The following is a 20,939-nucleotide window of genomic DNA, read 5'->3' on the forward strand; positions in this document are numbered from 1 at the left end:
TCCTAAAAGAGATTTACATCCACGACCTGATCCTTTTCCAGATCAGTTTGTGTTGTCACAAATCCATCAGCAAGAAGACTTTTAACAGCATTAGAGATAAGACTTGGCTGATAATTCGAGTTTTCTGGAATTATGCTTAAAGGTGAATCTTTATAACCCACTGGATAGGCATATCCATCAACATTTTTTATAAAAATTATATACTCAAAGCCTGGAGTTGGTATTTTAACAGTTTTTTTCATTCTCATTTTTATTTTTGGGAAAGGAATATTGCCAAGGAAAAATTTTCTCAAAGAAAGCATTGCAATAAAAGCACCTGCTGGCTTTCCAGGCAGTGCAAATACAGGTTTGTTTTTGATTACTCCTATTGCCATTGGCTTGCCAGGTCTGACCCTCACTTTATGCAAAACCAATTCTCCTTCATCTTCTATAACCTTTATTACAAAATCCTTTTTACCCACACTGACTCCTCCTGTTGTTATCAGAGCATCACAATAGACTAAACCTTGAAGCATAAGTTCTTTTAATTCTTCATAATCATCTCCCGCTGTTCCTAATAATACAGGCTCTTCTCCCCATTGTTTTATAAAAGAGGCTACTACAAAGGAATTCACATCCTTTACAATTCCTTTTTTTATCTCATCACCTGTGGCAATAATTCCAACCCTGTATTTTTTAAAAACTTTAATCTCATCAATATGCAAAACAACCATCATAGCTATTTCCTGTGGAGAAATTCTCCTACCTGCTTCAACAATCAGTTCGTTTTCTTTAAAGTCTGTTCCTTTTTTTAATACATATCTACCAGATGTAATATTCTGAAAAAATAAACCTTCTTCAGTTAATTCTGCTTCTTCAATTTTTACAACAGCATCTGCTCCCTCTGGCAAAGGTGCTCCTGTTGTTATATAGCAGGCATAACCTTTTTCAATTTTTCTGATAGGCGAGTCAGGAAAGACCTCGCCTATAAGTTTCAGAGGAGGTGGGTCAAGACTGTTTACAGCATATCCATCCATTGTGGCAATATCATAAAGAGGCAGGGTTTTATTTGAATACACATCTTCTGCGAGAATTCTACCTATGCTTTCAAGAAGAGAAACAGATTCGGACTGTCTTTTAAAGAAAAATTTTTCTCTAAATTCATATAAAATTTTGTCAAGATGTTCTAATGTTACCAATCTCATTTTTTAACTCCATGAAAAGTAATCCTCTATCAAAGTTGAGAAGTTTATAAATATTTTGCAGCTTTTCAATCTCTTTTAAAAGTTTCAAAATATGTGTGGTAAGAAGTCGGTGCTGAATTATTTTTAATTTTACAACTGTTTCCATGTCTCCATGCTGACGATATCGGAGTTCATCACTAATAAGTTTGGACATAAATGCAAGTTGCGTGATAATGTGATCAGGTGGTAATTCGTCAATTTCAAAACCGTAATTTAAATAAAACTCCTCTATTATTCCGGGATACACATCCTTTAGTAAGCCATCAAAATATTGATAGCCTCTGAAATTTTTAGTTTCTTCTGAAGTTATTCTATTGATGTCTTCTTCTATTTCTGGTAAAAAAATTTTTAGAGCCTCAATACTTTCACTGGCAACTTTTTCTTCTTTATACAGAGAGTAAAAAGCACTGAATAAGGCAGAATACAGTTTTGCTCTTCCTATTGTGATAAGAATGTTGTCTTTTACCAGATTATCCATGGCACCTCTAAACTCCCTTTAGATTTTTTAGTTACCTTTGCCACTGTAAAGTAAACCTGTGCACCACCTATCCAGCTCAGAAGAGACCAGTTACCAGTTGTCGAGTCTGTAAGTGCTACCATATTGGGAGATACTCCAGAAAATCTCCAGCTATCAGGAAGTAAGTGTTCATAGTAGCCTTTCTTGGATTTTGTAAATAAAAGCTTCTTTCTAATTTCATCAAGTCTCTTTACAGGATTAACAGCTTCTTCTGGTAGATCTATTTTCTTTGGGAGGTTCTCAATGTCTTTTTGAAGGTTTCCATCCTTAAGTTTAAAATACTTAGGTTTCATAACCACTGAATCAGCCCATCTTCCCATACCAACTGGTATAGCTATTACTCCTTTTCTTACAGAAGGTTCAACAACAGCTTTAACATCAAGATAACCTGTAGGAGTTTCAATTGTAATTATATCACCACTTTCTATTTCCAAAGATCTCGCATCTTCAGGATGAATTATTGCAAAATTTTCTGGCATTATTTGTTTAAGCCAATAATAAAACATGCTTCTGTGCTTTGTAAATAAAGGACTTCCAGGGAAAATGACTGTAAAGGGATATCCGCTAATTTGTTGCTGTAATGATTTTCCTGCATAGTCAGAAATTGCAAAATATTTTGGTCCGCCGTAGAATTTTTTACCAGTAAGGCTGTTTTTGGTTTTTGCAAGTTTTTCATTCCATAACATTAAAACTTCTGTTGGAGGTTTTCTCTTTGAAAAACCATTTTCATCAAAGGATTTTTCATACTCTGTAAAAACTCCTCCTCTGGCAAGTCCATAGGCAATATATTTCCACTCATCTGGGACAATGTCTCTGAATTGGGCAATTGGGTAATTTTTCTCAACGAACTCAATCTCTTCAGGAGTGGCTTCTTTTATCAGTCCAGCTTCCTTTCCATCCATTGCAGAGTTTGCAAAAACTCTCATTATATATTCCCAGACACAGTAAAGAGAGAACTTTTTATCTTTAAATTCCTCTTTTTCCTTGTTTCCAGAAATCCCTGCCTCTCCAAATCCTGGCATTCCCATCTTAAGTCCAATATCTATCAAAAACTCCCACATAGAGGCAAATCTTGGATGTTTATTAGGACATTCTCCAATTTTAACTGTTTGTGGCATAACAGCTGGAGTTCTCCATGTTTCTGCATGTTTAACACCTCCACTTGATGCATATAAATACTGACAACCCATTGTTCCACCATCAAGATAGGTTGTATCAGGTACAATGTAATCAGCATAAAGGAATGTTTCATTTATTGATGTGGTGATGCCAATGAATAGAGGAAGCTTTTTTGTATCCTTAAGTGTTTCAATAAACTTTAATCCATAGTTTGCTGAAAGCACAGGATTGGCGTAATATAACATTAAAACTTTGATAGGATAGGGATAGGCATCATGAATACCAGCAAATGCTTCAGTATAAATTTCCTCTGGAGTTAATGGATACCAGGGTCTTTTTGCAGGATAGCCATTAAAGTAGAATTCAAAACTATCTTCATAGGCAACTCCATGACGGTCAATGGGAATTCCCCATGAGACATTTTTAACCTTTTTTAAGTCGTAGATGAATTCGTTATATTTAAGATGACCTGCTCTACCAAGCATTCCACCTTTTTGATGGATGTTTCCTATTAAAGTATCAATTGCCCTGAATGCCCAAACAGTATACTCTCCATTTGGATGCATTCCTAACCCACGATGAATTGTTGTACCAGCCTTTGGTGCGTTTTTGTGAAGATCCTGAGCGATAGTTATAACTGTGTGTGGTGAAATACCACATATATTACACCATTCTTCTACAGTCTTTGACATCGATTCTTCTTTCAAAATTTGAAGCGTTGTTTTAACAGTCACTTCTTTTCCTTCAACTTTTACTTTGCCTGTATAAAATAATTCTGCTCTGTCTATAGCCTGAGAATCTTTGTAACCGGATGAATAAACAACAGGGTTCTCATGATACTGACCAATGTTTTTACCTTTTAAAAACTGTCCGGCTCCATCTCCGTCAACCATAACAAGCCATGTGGCATTTGTGTATACTGGCTGTTTTGCTTTTTCTGATGCCTTTTTCCCCGGGATTGAAAGAAATTCTTTATTGAACCACTCCTTTTCAAACATGACTCTAAGTATTGCCATAGCAAGAGCGGAATCTGAGCCTGGTTTAACAGGAATCCAAACAATATTACCATTTGCTGTTGTTCTTGGAGCAGTAGGATTAACATAATAGATTTTTAACTCTCCCAGTGCTGCTCTTTCAATGAGAAGTCCCTGTCCTGTTGCGCCGGGATGAAGTCTTCCCATCTGAGCTCCAGCCATAAGTATAACCTTTGAAGTCTGGACATCCATTTGAAGGTCTGTTGTTCCTGCCCATAGTTTATTCCCAGCATAATAACCAAGCTGGCATGCAGAGGTATGTCTCAACCAGTTAACACTTCCAAAGGAGTCTATCCATCTTTTATAAAAATCGTCTGCATGAGCCTGTCCTCGACCTCTGTAAAAAATAATCTGATTTGCCTTAGTTCCAAGGTCTGGTCTGTCAGGGTCAATTAAAATTTCTTCAAGCTTTAATGGAGCAATTTTCTGAGTCCACTTGGTTTTAAATTCTTCTATCGCCTTTTTTAATGATTGTTTATCTGTAATTTTTCTGTCTTTAATTTTTGCCTTGATATCTTCAATATCTTTTTTCATCTCATCAAGGATCTCATCTGGCTTAAAGCCTGCCTGTTTAAGTTTTCCATAGACAAAAATCTCCTTTAATCCTTGCAATTTCTCTTTGGTTTCATCAATAGTTCCACCCTCTATAACTTCTTTTATTAGTTGATCCCATGATATTATTTTAAATTTTCCACTTCCTCTGGGTCCGCTTCTCTTAAGTGGAGCAAGAATTCTATAGGGATCATAAAGATAATGGATACCGTCTTCTCCTTTAGCACATAATGTTCCCGAATAACTAAGTGACTCTGAGATTGATGTATTGTATGGAAGAGAGAAATATCTTTTTACCTGATTTTTTATGCTTACCGCCCTATTGTATGGATGATATGGGTTACCTGAGACTCTTTCAATAACTTCTCCATAATCTGTTTTTACAATCTTCACTCTTATTCCGCAGCGAACATTACAACCAAGGCATGCAGAGTGAACAATTCTTCCCTCACCATCAGGTAAGACTTTATTAAATCTGGGTTTGATAATTCTGCTAATCGTTGGTACATAACCTGCAACAAAAACACTGGCAGCTGCAAGCCCAACTAAACCTTTAACAAAGTCTCTTCTACTTATTTGTTTCATAGCTCTCACCTCTTAAAGGATATATTGAAGAGAGTATTAAAAAAACAATTATAGCTATTGCAATTGGCGAGAGTGTTTCAAAAAACCACCATCCATGAAGCCCTGCTTTAACTGTGCCCATTCCTGTTCTTGAGATAAGTTGCGCATTTATAATCATATTCCATTTATTAATGATAACTCCTATTAATGCTACTATTCCCACCCATAAAACAAGATTTTCTTTTTTGGTAGCAATAATAGAGAGAGTTGCTGTACTTGCAAAGATTAAAAATGCAATAATGAGTAGAGGATAAATAGAATAAATCCCTGAATACATTGTACCTCTTACTGTTAATGTCCATGTTAAAATTTGAATAAATATTAATGCACATAAAACTATTGCCGCTGCAGAATGTATGTAAAGAAGAAGATTCTTGTTTTTTTTCTTGAATATTTCTCCAACTATTATTGCAGATGCAGTAGCAGTTACAAAAGTTTCTGAAAAAAGCATTGCAGGAAGCATCCCCCAGTTTCTCCAGCCAAAAAGCCATGTTTGAGAGATAAAAAGTATCCCTGGATATATGGACCACATAAGCGTAAATGGAACAAGGACTATAAAAAGTATTTTTATTTTGGATTCAAAACTTTTATATCTATTTTCATCTGCATAAAGAAAGCTGTATTTTAGACTTTTATTACTCATATAAAGTCCGGTTACAGCTACCCCAAGAAGAAAGGTTATTATCCATAAAACTCCACCATAAAGAGCCATTACGCTCATACCTGGATATTGCGCTGATGAAAATAAATGTTGATGAAACATTATTCGCCAAGCCCTATATGGAAGAGACAAATCTGCAAGGGGACCGAGAAGAATAATTGAAAAGAAAGAAAGTCCAAGAAGCAAAAACACAGGAATCCATTCAGTCATTTTTTTAGTAAAATATGCTATTGCTGCAAGAAAAAGTAAATCCGCACCTGAAATTAAAAAAGAATAAGCAAAAGCAACGGGCTGCCATACAAGTGCTTCATTAAAATAAACATAACCAAAGGGATATGTAAAATTTAAAAAATCCATTATTCCACCCCCTCGTAATTAAGGTAATAAACCCGAGGTTTGTTACCAGTATTTGGTTTCAAAACATGCATATGAAGCTTTATTTCTGATTTCCTTAAAAACATTCTGGCTGAAGTAGGGCAGGCTTCTACACAGGCAGGAAGTTTTTCAGGTATTCTGTGAGCGCAATAGGTACATTTGTCTGCTACTCCTTTTACAGGATTTAAAAATCTTGCACCATAAGGACATGCCTGAATACAGGCTCCGCAACCTATGCATATTTCATCATCAATTAGAACAAGTCCGTCATCCCGTTTATATGTTGCTTTTACAGGACAGGCAACAACACAGGTTGGGTTATCACAATGATTGCATATCTTGGGAAGAAAAAAGTTTGTTCCATCGTTCTTTACAAATCTTTCAACCCATGTTCTGAAAACTCCTATTGGTACATTATTTTCAGAGGCACAGGCAGCAACACAGGACATGCATCCATAACATTTGGAAACATCAATTACATACTGATATTTGGTTTTACTCATAAAAACCTCCGAATGTCAGTAAAATTTTTTTAATAAATCCTCAAGTTTTTCAGTCTCAGGTTTCTGTTCCACAAGTGCTTTTTCTCTAATTACAGGAATCTGCTCTTCAAAGGTAGGCATTTCTGATTTATATATGATGCCTATGGGGATTCTGTCTCCCCATTCAAGTGCTTTTTCAAAAGCTCTGGTTCTATCAGATGGGTCATAATCATTTTCAAGTTTATACACTCTTTGACGATACCATTCAAAAGTGTTAATTTTATTGAAACTAACACAGGGCTGAAGTATGTCAACAAGGGCAAAGCCTTTGTGATTGACAGTTTCTTTTATTAGAGTTTTCAGATGCTCTATATCTCCTGCAAAGGCTCTTGCAACAAAACTACAGTTTAAAGCTATTGCTAAGGCAAGGGGGTTAAACTGCTCTGAAAAAACTCCAAAGGGCTGAGTTTTTGTTACCACTCCTTTCATTGTGGTTGGTGATGCCTGTCCCTTTGTAAGTCCATAAATCTGATTGTCATGGACAAATAGCTTAATATCTATATTTCTCCTTATGGCATGGATGAGATGATTTCCTCCTTCACCATAGCAGTCTCCATCACCAGCTACTGCAAAGACTTTTAGCCTATGATTTACAAGCTTTATTCCTGTTGCAACAGGAAGAGTTCTGCCGTGAAGTCCATTAAAGGTGTGACACCTTGTGTAATGGGGAAACTTTCCAGCCTGTCCAATTCCCGAGACAATTACAAATTCATAGGGATTCAGTCCCAGTTCAACCATTGCCTCGTTGAAGGCTTTTAAAATCATGAAATTTCCACAGCCCGGACACCAGGCAGGCGTTTTCCCTTTATAATCTTCCAATGTAGCCATATACCTTCTCCTTTAGTTCATCCACTGTAAATGCTCTTCCATCAAAACGATTTATCTGCTGATGAGGGCTAAATCCTGTCTCCATTCTTAGTAGTTTTGCAAACTGACCTGTTGAATTCTGTTCAATGTTTATGCAAAGCTTTGCATTTTTTAGAGTTTCAAGCCAGCCCATTTCTTGAGGTAGTGGATAAATCTCACTGAAATGAACCATGGCTATTTTATATTTCTCAGAAAGTTCATCTACCACTTCTTTTACTATTCCATACATTGATCCCCAGCATAAAAGCACAATATGAGGAGAGATCTCTCCATAAATAAGGGGAGGTTCAATCTCTTTCTTTATAAGAGGTATTTTTCTTAAAAGCCTTTTTTCAACCATCCTTACTCTTGTGTCTGCATCCTCAATTATATGTCCTTCTTCATCGTGTTCATCAGAATCTGTTACTACAAGATGACTGGAATCCCCAGGGACTCCAAGAGGAGAAACACCAGTTTCTGTAAATGAATGACGGGCATAATATTTTAATCTCCTGAATGCATCACCTCGCAGGCGATAGTCATTGTATTTAAGCTTGGTGAGATTAAATCCTTCATAGCTCCATTGACTGTCAGCAAGATATTGGTCTGTAAGAATTATAGCTGTAATCTGATATTTTTCAGAAAGTTCAAAGGCTTTATTGGTAAGATACACTGCCTCTTCAGGATTTCCCGGAGCAAATATTACCTTTGGAAACTCTCCATGCCCTGCAAAAAGGGCAAACAATAAGTCAGCCTGCTCTGTTCGGGTAGGAAGTCCTGTGGCAGGTCCTGGTCTCTGGGCAAGGGCGATTACAAGAGGCGTTTCTGTCATCCCTGCAAGAGAGATACCTTCAACCATAAGGGCAAAGCCTCCTCCAGATGTTCCTGTCATTGTCCTTACTCCTGCAAAGGAAGCACCTATTGCCATATTCACTGCTGCTATTTCATCCTCTGCCTGCTCAACCACTATACCGAAATCCCTGGCATTTTCAGCTACAAAATTAAATATACCTGTTGATGGAGTCATTGGATAGGCAGAGTAAAACTTTAATCCAGAGGCAATTGCACCAAAACCTATGGCTTCGTTACCTGTAATAAGAAGTTTTGGAGAAGAAAATCCTGATACCATAAAAGAACAGGTAAGACACTGCTTACGGGCATATTCATAGCCAGCCTTTGCAGATTTCAGGTTTGCATCTATAACTTCTTCCGCCTTTTTCTTAAAGGTTTTCCTTACAATTTCATACATAATCTCAGGATTCATACCAAGCATGCCAATAACAGCACCCACTGCCACAGTGTTTGCCATTATCTTACTTCCACCATGAGTTTGAGCAAGCTCAAAAAGAGGAACATCAAGGAAATGGGGTTTATCATACTTTTCCTTAAGAAAGGTAGAGTCATAAAGAACATGACCCTGCTGGCTAAGTTCCTTTTCATGCTCTATAATGCTTTGTTTATCAAGGGCAACGATTATGTCAACTTTAATTCGTGAAGCTGTTACAGGTTTATCGGAGATTCTAATCTGATAAAAATTATGTCCCCCTCTTATGCGGGATTCATAGTCTTGATGGGTGAATACATAGTAACCTGCACGGGCAAATATATGGGACAGAGCATCCCCTACTGTCTGGATACCCTGTCCTGCTTCACCACCTATTTTTATGGTGTAATCCATTATGTTGGAGTTACGCCATATTTAACGATGTTTATCAGAGTATCATCAGGCTTAGGAAGTCCTGCAATCTTCCATGCTAAAAGTGGGTCTATTAGTTTTTCTGCTATGCAGTCTTTTGGCTGATTTACATTTTTGCAGACTGCATTAAGAACTGGAAAGTAGTTGTATTTTTTGTAGTATTCATTTATAAATTTAACAATTTCAAGCTGATCCTTTGATAGAATTCCGAGTCCTTCCCTGAGTGCAATTGCCTGGGCTACTTTTTCATTCCAGTCATTTATGTTTTTCAGATAACCCTCATCATCAAAGGCAACAGATTTTTCAACTGCTTTGTATTCTGAGACCTCTTCAGGTTTTTCTCTCTCAAATCTTTCTCTCTCAGTAAAGTTCTTGATGAACTGACCTATCTGAACACCAAGATAAACGCATTTCACATTATTCATGCAGTCATCGGCATCCTGTTTGTCAAGATGAGTAATCAATTCAGATGTGTCCTTCTGAAATCTGATTATGTAAGCCTGTTTTTCTTCACTGTAGTAGATATTGATATTGAAGCCATGTTCTTTTACTTCAGGATACATCTCAAGAATTTTGTTTTTTAAATCATCAATTGTGTAAGCCATATACTCCTCCTATTTTAATCTTTTTTCTACTTCTTGCCAGTTAATGTTTTTAAAGAAGGCTTCAATGTAATCAGCACGCTTGAGTCCATAATCAATCATAAAGGCATGTTCAAAAACATCCATAATAAGAAGAGGATTACAACCTGAGGGGTGCCCTACATCATGCTCATTAATCCAGAAATTTATAAGTTTACCTGTTAGAATATCCTGATAGAGAACTACCCATCCAATTCCACGCATTGTGCCTGTTGCCTTGAAATCCTTTAACCAGTTTTCAAAACTACCAAAGTTTTCATTAATTAGCTTTGCCAGTTTACCATTCTGAGGAAAAACACCACTGCCACCGAGATTTTCAAAGTAAAGCTCATGAAGTCTTACGCCATTCCACTCCCATCCAAGCCTTCTTTTTAGTTCTGCATACTCTGGTGTTGCTGTTTTTCCTTCATTGAGCATTGTTTTTAGTGTGTCAAGGAGTTTATTCGTATTTGTCACATAGCCTTGATAGAGAGTAAAGTGATTTTTAAGAAGTGTTTCACTGAATCCCTGCATTCCAATTAATTTTGAATAATCCTTTGGCTCATAAGACATAGTTAACCTCCGATAAAAATTTTTTCTTAAATAAAGATTATCAAATAAAAATCAGAATGTCAATCTTTTTTTAGATTGTCTTCAGAATTGTAGTGCCCTCAGTGATGATAGTGTTTTTTAGTAACAATTTTGAACCAGCAGAGGGACAAAAGAAGAAAATTCTTCGTCAACACTTAAAAATCTAAGACTTTTTGAGCAACAGATTAAGTTCACAATATTTTAAGAAATCTTTATGAAAGTGAGTTTTTCTCAGCAAGTTATCTTTTAAGTTTTTTAGCTATTTCAGTAAGTCTTCTACCAAAAGCTTTGCAGATATTTGCTTCGTTTTCATCAATTTCTCTTTTATTTTCAGCTTCTGCTACATGACCTGGTCCGTAGGGAGAGCCTCCACCCTTTGTAAGATAAAGATCAGGAACAGAATAAGGCACACCTACAATAACAAATCCAAGATGAAGCAAAACAGTCATAAATGTCAGAATTGTGCTTTCCTGTCCACCGTGCATTGTTCCTGTTGAAACAAAAACTCCAGCTGGTTTACCTTCAAAAATTTTTAGCATCCATAGGGGACCAAGTTGATCAATAACATTTTTAAGCTGGGCAGATACATTACCAAATCTTGTAGGAGTTCCAAAAGCATATCCATCAACATTTTTAAAATCATCAATACTAACCACAGGTATATCCTTTTGCATATCTCTACCAGCCTGCATATCCGGTCTTGAAGCAATAACCGACTCTGGAATGAGTTCAGGACATTTTCTTAATACAGGTTCACCTCCTGCTTCCTTAACTCCTTCTGATATCAATTTTGCCATTTTATAGGTATTACCAAAGGTACTGTAATAGACAATAAGAATTTTCATGGTTGCCTCCCTGAAATTTTTTGGATCATTTAAATTATACCAGAAAGATGTTATCAGAGTATTAATAATTGTTATTTGAGATTAAATGAGTTTTTCTGCAATAATTTTCTTATGAAGCAAATCACAGAAAATATTATGGATCTATCTGAAAAAATTGAAACCACTGATGAAAATCTCGTTATTCATACAAATTCATCTCAAATAAAAGATGTAGCAAAACTGCTTGTAATGCAGGGAGCGAGATTTACTCATCTTACAGCCATTGATTTTATTAATCAAAGAAATAAGATTGAACTTAATTATTTTTTCTCTCTCATTGATGAAAAAATGAATGTGATTTTAAAAACCTCCCTGAATGCCTTAGAACCTTCCATATCATCAATCTCAGAGATAATTCCAGCAGTAATATGGGCTGAAAGAGAGTGTAATGACCTATTTGGTATAAAATTTGAGGGACATCCTGATCCAAGAAGACTTGTTCTTCCTGACAACTGGCCAGAGGGAATTCATCCATTAAGAAAAGATTTTTCTTACAATAACAAGCCACCAGAATCAAAACAGCCTCAGCCTCTCAAGAAACCACAAGAAGGTAAAACAGTTATTCCAATTGGTCCATTTTATCCATCCCTTGAAGAGCCTGCTTATTTTAGATTAATTGTTGAAGGAGAAGAGATTGTTGATTTTGACTACAGAGGTTTTTATGTTCATAGAGGAATTGAAAAGCTTGCTGAAAGTGCACTGAATTATCAACAGATTCCTTTTCTTGCAGAAAGAATCTGCGGTATTTGCGGATTTGTTCATTCCTGTGCATACTGTCAGGCAGTTGAAAAAGCTGCAAATATTGAAATTCCCTTGAGGGCAAAGTTCATCCGGAGCATGTTTCTTGAACTTGAGAGACTTCACAGCCATCTTTTATGGATAGGGCTTGCAGCTCACATTGTTGGTTTTGATACGCTTTTCATGCAGTCATGGAGAATTCGGGAACCCGTTATGTATATATGCGAGATTATAACAGGAAATAGAAAAACCTATGGAATAAATATTGTTGGAGGAGTCACTATTGATGTTCAACCAGAGCATCTCAAAGACGTAGAAAAAGTAATATCAGAAATTGAAAGAGAAGTAAGAGAGCTTAGAGAAATTATTCTTGATGATGAGGTGATACAGCTAAGATTTAAAAATGTGGGGATTCTTAAGGAGGATGATGCAAAAAAATACTGCGTATGTGGTCCTGTTGCAAGAGCTTCAGGAATAAATATTGATATGAGGGTTAATTTTCCCTATGCTGCCTACTCAATGCTGAATTTCAGAGTTCCTTTAAATAGAGCAGGAGATGTATGGGCAAGGACTCTTGTAAGATTGGAAGAAATCTTAATTTCAATAAGCATTCTCAAGCAGATTATTGAAAATATTCCTGAAGGACAAACATCAGTAAAAGTCTCAAAAATTGAACCATGGAAAGAAGCAATATCTTACATTGAAGCACCAAGAGGACAGCTTTTTCACTATGTTATGACAGGACCTGATGGAAGACCTTACAGATGGAGTGTGAGAGCTCCATCATATCAGAATTATCAGGCTCTTTCTGTTATGCTTAAAGGAGCTTCAATAGCCGATGCTCCTTTAATTATTGGAAGTATTGACCCGTGTTTTTCCTGTACTGAAAGATATGAAGTTTTTGATTTAAAAAAACATTCTATAAAGGTTTACACAGCAGAGGAATTAAAAAATGTTTAAAAGTAAAATAAAGGCACTTTTACTTTCATCAAGACATAAAAAAATCACAAGACCCTATCCATTTGTTCCAGTAACTCCGCCTGAAAATCTGAGAGGAAGGCTTGAGGTTGACCCAGATAAATGTATAGGTTGTGGAAACTGTGTAAGAACATGTCCTTCAAGATTAATAACTACTGAAAATCATGAGGATGAAAGAATTGTGATGTTTTCATCAGGCAGATGTATATATTGTGGAAGATGTGCTGCTTCTTGTCCAGAGAAAGCAATCAGAATTACCCATGAGTATGAACTTGCTACTGACAACAAAAATGACCTTGAGATTATTATAAAAATAAAGATGGTAAGATGCATTGTTTGTGGGAAACCCTTTATTTCATTGAATATGTTAAAAAAGCAAATTGAAAGGCTTCAGTACAAAAGCGAGGAACAGATTAATAAACTTAAAATATGCCCTGAATGCAGAAGAAAAGCAGCTTCATAAGGAGTTAGCATGGATTTTCTTTATTTAACATTGATTACACCATTTATCGGAGCATTACTATCTTATACTTTTAAAAATAAAGCATACTTCATTGCTTCTGTATTTTCTCTGATTACACTTTTATTCAGCTTATTAAGTATTTTTGAGACATTTCATTCAACAATCAGAGTTTATTATAGTTTTTCACTATTTAAATGGTTGCATGCTGAGTTGAGTTTCGGACTTTTTTGTGATCCTCTTACATCAATTTTACTTATTCTTATAACTGTAATTGGCTTTTTTGTAGTTTTATACTCCTGTGGATATATGTCTCCTTTAAATGTTGATCATCCCTTCTACAAACCTTACGGAAGTTATTACTTTCTTATGCTCCTTTTTATAGGTGCAATGGTTGGAGTTGTTACAGCTGTCAATTTTTTACAGTTATTTTTCTTCTGGGAAATAACAACTCTATGTTCATGGGCATTGATTTCATATACAAGAGAAAAAAAGGCTCTTTTTTCTGGATTAAAGGCATTCATAATGACACACATTGGAGGAATTGGCTTTTTAATTGCTCTTGCTTTAATGTATTCTCAGGCAAAATCTTTTGATTTTTCAGTAATTGATTCACTATCTTTATCCAGTAAGTTTATTGTTTTTGTTCTTTTATTTTTTGCTGCCACTGCAAAGTCAGCTCAGATACCCCTTTTTACCTGGTTACCTGATGCAATGGTTGCTCCAACACCAGTAAGTGCCTATCTTCATGCAGCAGCAATGGTTAAAGCAGGCGTTTATTTGATAGCAAGAATCTATCTTTCTAACTTTTCTTTTACAGAAAATGAAGCCTTTATTGTGGGAATTATTGCTATTTCAACAATGATGCTTTCTGTAATTTTATACTATTTTCAGGATGACCTGAAAAAACTGCTTGCATATTCAACCATAGGACATCTTGGTTATATTCTTCTTGGTGTATCTGTTGGAATCTATGGGTCTAAAACAGCATGCTCTGGAGGAATTTTTCATATTATTAACCATGGGTTTGCCAAGGGACTGCTTTTTCTTTCAGTTGGTGCAATTGCCTATGCAACAGGCTCAAAAAGTATTAAAGAGCTTCAGGGAGTTTCAGAAAAATTCCCTATTTTTACTGCCTGTTTTCTTACTGGTATGTTTTCAATAATTGGAGTTCCACCTTTTTCAGGATTCTGGAGTAAATTCATGATTTTTACAGGAGCCTTTGAAATTAAAAATACAGCTACTACCATATTTGGGATCATTGCAATTTTTGAAAGCATTCTTGCCTTTTGTTGGTACATTTTTGTGGGGCACAAAGTTTTCTTTGGAGAAGCCTCAGAGAAGGTAATGAAAGCTGGTAAAGATGTTCCTTTCTCAATGAAATTAAGTTTAATGATACTTTTAATTTTGACTCTGCTTTCACCTCTAATTGGCTATCCCTTTGTTAAAGCTTTATCAGGAGGATATTGATGGAATATCTTTATATTTCATTTTTAGCCTTGATTTCTGGAGCAGCATTAACATCTTTTATTAAAAATAAAAATCTTTCTGGATTTTTAGCAGTTTTTCTCACAGTTATTTCCTCAGCATCTCTTTTTTACCTTTCCATAGATGTAATCCTGGGAAACAAAATTGTTGAAGATAATGTTTTTCCCATTAAGCCTCTGGTAAACTCTTCCTTTCTTGTAAGTATTGATGCTCTTTCTGGTTTATTTCTTTTAATAATATCTATGATTTCCTTCTGCGTATCTTTATTTTCATGGAAGTATCTTAATGCTTATAAAGAAAATTCACCAGCTGGTTTTTATCCATTTTTAATGCTGCTTTTTATTTCATCTATGGGAGTTGTTTCTGTGAAAGATATGCTGTTTTTCATATTTTTCTGGGAGTTTATGACATTGAGTTCGTGGTTTCTTGTTGTTTTTGAAAAACAGAGGAAACCAGCAATTAAAGGAGGACTTCAGTATTTTATTACCACTCATGTGGCAACAGCATTTTTAATTCTTGCCTCTGTAATTCTTTATTCATACAGCAATGCTTTTTCTTTTAATGAAATAAATAAAAGTTTTGTGTTTATTATAACCAATCACCCAGGAGTTGCTCACTTTATTTTATTTTGCTTTTTCATAGCCTTTGTTACAAAGGCTGGAGTGCTTCCTTTTGGATTCTGGCTACCAAATGCATATCCACAGCCTCCGTCATCAGCTTCTTCTTTCTTTGGTGGAGTAATGTCAAAGCTTGCAGTTTATGCTCTCCTTAGATTTTTTTGTTCTGTGCTACCTCTTTCTTTTCATACTCAGATATGGGGATTTATTATCGCAGCATTTGGGGTTTTTTCAATCTTTATTGGAACAATTGCTGCTTTAACACAGGATGAAGCTAAAAGACTCATGTCATTCCATTCCATTGGACAGGTAGGATATATGCTTCTTGGAATCGGTGTTGGACTTTATTTTATTAAAATTAATCCATTTCTTGGTGCTGTTGCACTGGTGGGAGGATTATTTCATGTTTTTAATAATTCTATTTATAAAAGCCTTTTATTTCTAAATGCTGGCTCAATTTTTTATAAAACAGCAACTACAGATCTTAACAGGGTTTCAGGATTGATGAAAGTAATGCCTCTTACAGCAATCACCGCTCTGATTGCCTCTCTATCAATTGCTGGAGTTCCTCCCTTTAATGGTTTTATGTCAAAACTTCTTATTTTTGAATCCTCAATCTGGTCAGCAAAACAGTCAGAAGTATTCTTTCTGATAAGAGGAGCTTTTATAGTTTTTGGAATTATCTCTGTTTTTATCTCTGCAGTAACTTTAGCATCTTTTCTTAAATTTGTAAATTCTGCTTTTATGGGAAAGCTTCAGGCAGCAGTTGATGAAAAAAGAAATTTACCATGGAGCATGGTTTTGCCTCAGTTGTTCCTTGCAATAGTTTGTATTTTAACAGGATTATTTCCCATGATTCCTTTAAAAATTATTTATATTGCCACTGCAGCTTCATCAGTCTCTTTACCTGATTTTTCCTCAGTTTTTGCAGTCAATATTGCAGGGGTTAACATTAACTTCATTAAAAATAATTCTCAGGGTGCCTGGTTTCCTGTTTTTGTTATGATTCCTTTGCTGCTTCTCTGTCTTTTAATATTTTCCTTTGAAAAATATGCTAAGGCTCCTAAAAGAGAAGTTGAGACATGGTACGGTGGGAAAGAACATACACCTGAAGAAGTAGCATACATAGGACACAGTTTTTATCAGCCCTTTAAAGACCTTGTGAGCTTCAGAATTGGAAAAATTCAATTTAAAGGATTTTATCCTGTTACAACTCCATCAATAAAACTCTCACTACCGGAAAAAATTTTAAAAATTCTTCATCCGGATGAATGGCTTTATTATCCAGTAGCAAATATTTTGGTAAAGATATTTGAATCACTTTATAAAATACACAGCTCAATGACGAAAAAATATATTGCATGGCTTATACTTGGTAGCATTCTCATTATGATTTTACTGTTTTATTTTTCAGGGGGAAAGTTATGAGTTCATATTTTCTCATATATTCATCAATTGTAAATATATTCGTTGTTTTACTCCTTTCTCCATTTTTTGATGGATTTACCAGAAAAATAAGGGCATTGATTCAAAGCAGAATAGGACCTCCTCCGCTTCAATCATACTATGACATTATCAAACTAATGGGAAAGGAAGACCTGAAATCAACAATAAATCCACTTTTCAGGCTTTCACCATATCTTTCAGTTGTAAGCATTGGTATGGCATCTCTTTTAATACCTATAACTGGATTAACTCCTCCATTAAACTTCTGGGGAGATATATTTCTTTTTATTTACATAATTACAGTTGTTGGAATTGCAATAATTATTACCGCATCTGCCTCTGAAAATCCCTTTGCCTACATTGGTGCATCACGAAAAATGATGTTACATCTTTCAGTTGAGCCAATTCTTGCAATAGCTCTCATAACAGGTGCTATAAACGCCGGGTCTTTTAAAATTGGAGATATAGTTACATGGTATCATGCCAGTGGACCAAATGTTTCAATGCTTCTTGCAACAGTTTGTGTATTTCTTTCGCTTCAGGCTTTGATTGGTAAAATTCCCTTTGATATATCTGAAGCTGAACAGGAGATTGCAGAGGGTGTTCTGATTGAATTAAGCGGACCAAAGTATGCATGTGTTAAATGGGCTAATATGTCAAGGCAGGTTCTCTTCTGCCTTGTTTTTACGCAGATTTTTATTCCCTGGCCTCTGTTAGGAAACTCTTTACTGAACATAGGCATTGCATTGATAAAAGTGTCAACAATTATATTTGTAAGCACTCTCATTGAGGCTTTAAATCCAAGACTCAGAATTGACCAGGCACTGAAATATAATCTTACGCTTGCTCTTTTTTCATTAACATCTATATTTCTTGCTCTTTTAGGGGTGTAATATGAAAATAATCTACATTATAATTTTATTTTTCACTTTTCTTGCAGGAGAAGCTAAAAGCTTAAAATTTTCCACTTTGAGTCTTGTTCCTCATTCTCTTTTTATTGTTGTGGCAGTATTTGCTATTGGCTATATCTCTGAAATACCTTCTCTTTATATGATAGGAGTAGTTGATCTAATTGTAAGAGCTGTTTTAATACCTGTTTTTTTACTCAAGTGTCTTAAAAACAGAATTGAAACAGAAGAAAAACCTTCAATATCCCATCCTCTTTCTATAGCTCTATCAATAGTTGTTCTTTCTGTTGGTTTTCATTTTGTTGAAATATTCAAAGCATCTCAGCTGCCACAGGTGCTTTCAAGCTTTTCCTGTGGATTAACCCTTTTTATCTATGGCTTTTATCTTTTCATATCAAAAAAAGACATGGTTAAAATGATTATAAGCTTTTTTATTGTTGAAAACGGTATTCATTTCTTGATAATAAGCATGATTCCTCATATGCCAAAGCTTATTGAAATTTCTTTGACTTTTAATTTTGTTGTTGTAGTGCTATTTTTTGTCTATCTTACTGTAAGGCTGAATGAAGTATTTTTTAGAGAGGAAATGAGAAAATTTAAAGAAATAAACTCTCAGAGGAGTGAACAATGAGTTTTATTTTGCTCACTCTCAGTTTTATAGCTCCAGCTTCAGGTTCTTTAATAATTCTTTTTTCTGGTAAAAGAGTTTTAATAAAGGAATTGATTTCCACTTTTTCAATAATTTTAGCTATGCTGTCAACGGTGCTGACTTTGATTTCATTAGTTTCATCGAATGGAAAATCTCTATTTTCTGGAGAAATCTTTTACATTGATGGATTAAGCCTGCTCATGCAGTTAATGGTTGAATTTGTTGCTTTAATGGTAATTTTATATTCACCAAAATATATTGTTAGAGTTTACAATCACAGAAAAGAAAGCTTTCATCTCTATTACAGTGTGATACTTATCAGCACAGCATTTATGAATCTTGCATTCACTTTGAATAATCTTTTCTGGCTTTATATTGCACTTGAATTGAGCAGTATTCTTTCAGTTTATCTTATTGTTTTCAACTTAAATAAGGAATCACTAAAAGCAGGTTTTAAATATCTAATTTTAGTTAATGTGGGAATTCTTTTCAGTTTGCTCGGAATTATTCTACTTTTCTATATAGCTGAAAAACCTGTAATGATAAGCAATATTGGAGAAGTAGTTAAAAATTTACCACGAAATATTGCCCTTTTATCTGCATTTTTATTTATTGTGGGATTCTTTACAAAAGCAGGATTAATTCCATTCCATCTATGGTTGCCTGACTCATATTCAGAATCTCCGTCAGCTGTAACAGTATTTTTAGCTGGGGCAGTAACAAAACTTGGATTTTATGGATTAGCCCGCACAGTAACAATATTCTCTTTTAACTATGAAGAAATAAAGATTCTCGTAGTAACCCTTTCATCATTAAGCATGTTGATTGGTGCTATCCTTGCATTTAATCAAAGGGATATCAAAAAATTGATTGCCTACATAAGCATAAGTGAGATGGGATTTATAGCATCAGCCTTAGCTTTGAAAAGTTATGAGGGATTATTCGGAGGCATTTTTCATATTATAAATCATACCATTATGAAAGGGATTTTATTCTTTTCAGCAGGTGCAATAATTTATGGTATTGGAAGCAGAAAAATTGAGGAAATAAAGAAATCAATAGGGAAAATGCCTGCAATAACTATATTATTTTTCATTGGTTCACTGGCAGCAGGAGGAATGCCACTTTTTGCAAGCTTTTTGAGTTCAGTTACAATATTTATTGCTATTGCTAATGAAGGTTTTTTATGGGTATCAATAGTCTTAATTTTATCGGAGTTTATCTGTGCAATTGCTCTTTTAAGGACAGCAATATCAATATTCTGGGAGAAAAATGAAAAAATAGAAGTTTTTACAACCTCAGTGCCTTTTTCAATGATATTTTGTACCGGAGTATTCGGTGTACTGATAATAATTTTTGGAATATATCCAGAAATTATTTATCCTGTGATTGATATGGCAGCAAAAGGAATTATAAAAATCGCTGGCTAAAGGAGGTTATAAGATGTCTTTGCTTAAAAAATTAGCTCAAAAGGCACTTAAAAAATCAATATGGATATTTCATGTAAACACAGGAGCATGCAATGGCTGTGATATAGAACTTCTTGATGTACTTACTCCCTACTATGATATTGAGAGATTTGGGATGAAAGTAGTAAGTTCTCCCCGTCATGCAGATGCACTTGTTATTTCAGGTCCTGTAACAAGACCTACTGTAGAGTTTGTTAAATCAGTTTATGAAGCAACTCCTGAGCCAAAGATTGTTATTGCTCTTGGCTCCTGTGCAACAGCAGGTGGAATATGGTTTGACACCTACAATGTAGTTGGTGGAGTTGATAAAGTAGTTCCTGTAAATTTATATATCCCAGGATGTCCTCCCCGTCCTGAGGCAATTCTTTTTGGAATTGCTCAAGTAGTTGGAATATCAAAAAAGAAAATAAAACCTCTTGTGGCAGAACAAATTGGAATTGAATGAATTTTTAAAAAACATTAAAGGAAAGGTTTTAATTGCAGGAATAGGAAATCCTTTGAGAGGAGATGATGCAATTGGCTCATATATTGTAAAAGCACTAAATAACGAAAAAATAAATGCAACTTTGATTGACTGTGAAGATCAAACTGAGAGATTTATTGACAAAATAATCCAGCATAAACCAGATACAGTTATTTTTATTGATGCTGTGTATATGAATCATGAACCTGGTTCTGTAGTTTTTTTAAAAGAAGAAAATTTGCATCATACAGGAGTCTCAAGTCATCAGAGCAATCTTAAAATGTGTATTGAATATATAAAATCAAAAATCAAAACACAAATTTTTATAATTGGTATAAAGCCTGAAAATACGGACTTTGGAAAACCAGTGAGTGAAAAAGTTTTAAGTGTTGCAGAAATTTTAAAAAATATTTTAATTCAAGCTTTAAAAAAGTAGAAT

At 35.0% G+C, this 20,939-nt stretch carries 19 protein-coding genes; 9 read left to right on the forward strand and 10 right to left on the reverse strand.

The window, feature by feature from the left end; translation table 11 throughout:
* Window positions 1-2 precede the first annotated feature (2 nt).
* The 10 genes from ACYQ3X_RS02525 to wrbA all read right to left on the reverse strand — a co-directional run bounded on the left by ACYQ3X_RS02525 (window position 3) and on the right by wrbA (window position 11,245).
* Window positions 3-1,184, reverse strand: a complete 1,182-nt coding sequence (locus tag ACYQ3X_RS02525) for a molybdopterin molybdotransferase MoeA (RefSeq protein WP_460180265.1) — start codon at window positions 1,182-1,184, stop codon at window positions 3-5.
* Entirely contained in the window at window positions 1,156-1,701 is a 546-nt protein-coding gene (locus ACYQ3X_RS02530; RefSeq protein WP_460180266.1) for a hypothetical protein, read from the reverse strand. Before ACYQ3X_RS02530 ends, ACYQ3X_RS02525 begins: the two co-directional genes overlap by 29 nt.
* On the reverse strand, window positions 1,686-5,030 hold the full coding sequence (locus ACYQ3X_RS02535; RefSeq protein ID WP_460180267.1) for a molybdopterin-dependent oxidoreductase: 3,345 nt from the start codon (window positions 5,028-5,030) through the stop codon (window positions 1,686-1,688). The genes ACYQ3X_RS02530 and ACYQ3X_RS02535 overlap by 16 nt, the downstream gene beginning before the upstream one ends.
* The gene (locus ACYQ3X_RS02540) at window positions 5,014-6,087 is read right to left on the reverse strand and encodes a hypothetical protein (RefSeq protein WP_460180268.1); all 1,074 of its coding nucleotides are present in this window, start codon (window positions 6,085-6,087) and stop codon (window positions 5,014-5,016) included. Before ACYQ3X_RS02540 ends, ACYQ3X_RS02535 begins: the two co-directional genes overlap by 17 nt.
* Complete coding sequence (locus ACYQ3X_RS02545; RefSeq protein WP_460180269.1) at window positions 6,087-6,608, reverse strand: 4Fe-4S dicluster domain-containing protein; 522 nt, start codon at window positions 6,606-6,608, stop codon at window positions 6,087-6,089. Before ACYQ3X_RS02545 ends, ACYQ3X_RS02540 begins: the two co-directional genes overlap by 1 nt.
* Window positions 6,609-6,623: 15 nt before the next feature.
* Window positions 6,624-7,475 (reverse strand): 2-oxoacid:ferredoxin oxidoreductase subunit beta, encoded by an 852-nt coding sequence (locus ACYQ3X_RS02550; protein ID WP_460180270.1) that lies wholly within the window; start codon window positions 7,473-7,475, stop codon window positions 6,624-6,626.
* Window positions 7,453-9,171, reverse strand: a complete 1,719-nt coding sequence (locus ACYQ3X_RS02555) for a 2-oxoacid:acceptor oxidoreductase subunit alpha (RefSeq protein WP_460180271.1) — start codon at window positions 9,169-9,171, stop codon at window positions 7,453-7,455. The genes ACYQ3X_RS02550 and ACYQ3X_RS02555 overlap by 23 nt, the downstream gene beginning before the upstream one ends.
* The gene (locus tag ACYQ3X_RS02560) at window positions 9,171-9,794 is read right to left on the reverse strand and encodes a TusE/DsrC/DsvC family sulfur relay protein (RefSeq protein WP_460180272.1); all 624 of its coding nucleotides are present in this window, start codon (window positions 9,792-9,794) and stop codon (window positions 9,171-9,173) included. Before ACYQ3X_RS02560 ends, ACYQ3X_RS02555 begins: the two co-directional genes overlap by 1 nt.
* A 9-nt stretch (window positions 9,795-9,803) precedes the next feature.
* Window positions 9,804-10,382 (reverse strand): superoxide dismutase, encoded by a 579-nt coding sequence (locus ACYQ3X_RS02565; protein ID WP_460180273.1) that lies wholly within the window; start codon window positions 10,380-10,382, stop codon window positions 9,804-9,806.
* Window positions 10,383-10,639: 257 nt separating this feature from the next.
* Window positions 10,640-11,245, reverse strand: a complete 606-nt coding sequence (gene wrbA / locus ACYQ3X_RS02570; RefSeq protein ID WP_460180274.1) for an NAD(P)H:quinone oxidoreductase — start codon at window positions 11,243-11,245, stop codon at window positions 10,640-10,642.
* 111 nt (window positions 11,246-11,356) lie between these two features.
* On the opposite strand from wrbA, the gene ACYQ3X_RS02575 reads away from it, so the two are divergent.
* From ACYQ3X_RS02575 to ACYQ3X_RS02615, 9 genes are read left to right on the forward strand one after another with little or no spacing between them, the layout of a single operon-like run.
* On the forward strand, window positions 11,357-12,982 hold the full coding sequence (locus tag ACYQ3X_RS02575; RefSeq protein ID WP_460180275.1) for an NADH-quinone oxidoreductase subunit D-related protein: 1,626 nt from the start codon (window positions 11,357-11,359) through the stop codon (window positions 12,980-12,982).
* Window positions 12,975-13,463 (forward strand): 4Fe-4S dicluster domain-containing protein, encoded by a 489-nt coding sequence (locus ACYQ3X_RS02580; RefSeq protein WP_460180276.1) that lies wholly within the window; start codon window positions 12,975-12,977, stop codon window positions 13,461-13,463. Before ACYQ3X_RS02575 ends, ACYQ3X_RS02580 begins: the two co-directional genes overlap by 8 nt.
* A 9-nt stretch (window positions 13,464-13,472) precedes the next feature.
* Window positions 13,473-14,930 (forward strand): hydrogenase 4 subunit D, encoded by a 1,458-nt coding sequence (locus ACYQ3X_RS02585; protein ID WP_460180277.1) that lies wholly within the window; start codon window positions 13,473-13,475, stop codon window positions 14,928-14,930.
* Window positions 14,930-16,993, forward strand: a complete 2,064-nt coding sequence (locus tag ACYQ3X_RS02590) for a complex I subunit 5 family protein (protein WP_460180278.1) — start codon at window positions 14,930-14,932, stop codon at window positions 16,991-16,993. Before ACYQ3X_RS02585 ends, ACYQ3X_RS02590 begins: the two co-directional genes overlap by 1 nt.
* A complete protein-coding gene (locus ACYQ3X_RS02595; RefSeq protein WP_460180279.1) occupies window positions 16,990-17,904 on the forward strand; it encodes a respiratory chain complex I subunit 1 family protein in 915 nt (304 codons plus the stop codon). Before ACYQ3X_RS02590 ends, ACYQ3X_RS02595 begins: the two co-directional genes overlap by 4 nt.
* A gap of 1 nt (window position 17,905) precedes the next feature.
* Window positions 17,906-18,550: a hypothetical protein gene (locus tag ACYQ3X_RS02600; RefSeq protein ID WP_460180280.1), complete on the forward strand. Its 645-nt coding sequence runs from the start codon at window positions 17,906-17,908 to the stop codon at window positions 18,548-18,550.
* On the forward strand, window positions 18,547-19,998 hold the full coding sequence (locus ACYQ3X_RS02605; RefSeq protein ID WP_460180281.1) for a complex I subunit 5 family protein: 1,452 nt from the start codon (window positions 18,547-18,549) through the stop codon (window positions 19,996-19,998). Before ACYQ3X_RS02600 ends, ACYQ3X_RS02605 begins: the two co-directional genes overlap by 4 nt.
* 13 nt (window positions 19,999-20,011) lie before the next feature.
* A complete protein-coding gene (locus ACYQ3X_RS02610; protein WP_460180282.1) occupies window positions 20,012-20,482 on the forward strand; it encodes an NADH-quinone oxidoreductase subunit B family protein in 471 nt (156 codons plus the stop codon).
* Window positions 20,475-20,936, forward strand: coding sequence for a hydrogenase 3 maturation endopeptidase HyCI (locus ACYQ3X_RS02615; protein ID WP_460180283.1), 462 nt, complete (start codon window positions 20,475-20,477; stop codon window positions 20,934-20,936). The genes ACYQ3X_RS02610 and ACYQ3X_RS02615 overlap by 8 nt, the downstream gene beginning before the upstream one ends.
* Window positions 20,937-20,939 lie beyond the last annotated feature (3 nt).

The sequence above is a fragment of the Thermodesulfovibrio sp. TK110 genome (assembly GCF_054658355.1).

Bases quoted from the DNA above. Each gene is read 5' to 3' on its own strand.
- ACYQ3X_RS02525 (WP_460180265.1), bottom strand. From the start codon at position 1,184: ATGAGATTGGTAACATTAGAACATCTTGACAAAATTTTATATGAATTT.
- ACYQ3X_RS02530 (WP_460180266.1), bottom strand. From the start codon at position 1,701: ATGGATAATCTGGTAAAAGACAACATTCTTATCACAATAGGAAGAGCA.
- ACYQ3X_RS02535 (WP_460180267.1), bottom strand. From the start codon at position 5,030: ATGAAACAAATAAGTAGAAGAGACTTTGTTAAAGGTTTAGTTGGGCTT.
- ACYQ3X_RS02540 (WP_460180268.1), bottom strand. From the start codon at position 6,087: ATGGATTTTTTAAATTTTACATATCCCTTTGGTTATGTTTATTTTAAT.
- ACYQ3X_RS02545 (WP_460180269.1), bottom strand. From the start codon at position 6,608: ATGAGTAAAACCAAATATCAGTATGTAATTGATGTTTCCAAATGTTAT.
- ACYQ3X_RS02550 (WP_460180270.1), bottom strand. From the start codon at position 7,475: ATGGCTACATTGGAAGATTATAAAGGGAAAACGCCTGCCTGGTGTCCG.
- ACYQ3X_RS02555 (WP_460180271.1), bottom strand. From the start codon at position 9,171: ATGGATTACACCATAAAAATAGGTGGTGAAGCAGGACAGGGTATCCAG.
- ACYQ3X_RS02560 (WP_460180272.1), bottom strand. From the start codon at position 9,794: ATGGCTTACACAATTGATGATTTAAAAAACAAAATTCTTGAGATGTAT.
- ACYQ3X_RS02565 (WP_460180273.1), bottom strand. From the start codon at position 10,382: ATGTCTTATGAGCCAAAGGATTATTCAAAATTAATTGGAATGCAGGGA.
- wrbA (WP_460180274.1), bottom strand. From the start codon at position 11,245: ATGAAAATTCTTATTGTCTATTACAGTACCTTTGGTAATACCTATAAA.
- ACYQ3X_RS02575 (WP_460180275.1), top strand. From the start codon at position 11,357: ATGAAGCAAATCACAGAAAATATTATGGATCTATCTGAAAAAATTGAA.
- ACYQ3X_RS02580 (WP_460180276.1), top strand. From the start codon at position 12,975: ATGTTTAAAAGTAAAATAAAGGCACTTTTACTTTCATCAAGACATAAA.
- ACYQ3X_RS02585 (WP_460180277.1), top strand. From the start codon at position 13,473: ATGGATTTTCTTTATTTAACATTGATTACACCATTTATCGGAGCATTA.
- ACYQ3X_RS02590 (WP_460180278.1), top strand. From the start codon at position 14,930: ATGGAATATCTTTATATTTCATTTTTAGCCTTGATTTCTGGAGCAGCA.
- ACYQ3X_RS02595 (WP_460180279.1), top strand. From the start codon at position 16,990: ATGAGTTCATATTTTCTCATATATTCATCAATTGTAAATATATTCGTT.
- ACYQ3X_RS02600 (WP_460180280.1), top strand. From the start codon at position 17,906: ATGAAAATAATCTACATTATAATTTTATTTTTCACTTTTCTTGCAGGA.
- ACYQ3X_RS02605 (WP_460180281.1), top strand. From the start codon at position 18,547: ATGAGTTTTATTTTGCTCACTCTCAGTTTTATAGCTCCAGCTTCAGGT.
- ACYQ3X_RS02610 (WP_460180282.1), top strand. From the start codon at position 20,012: ATGTCTTTGCTTAAAAAATTAGCTCAAAAGGCACTTAAAAAATCAATA.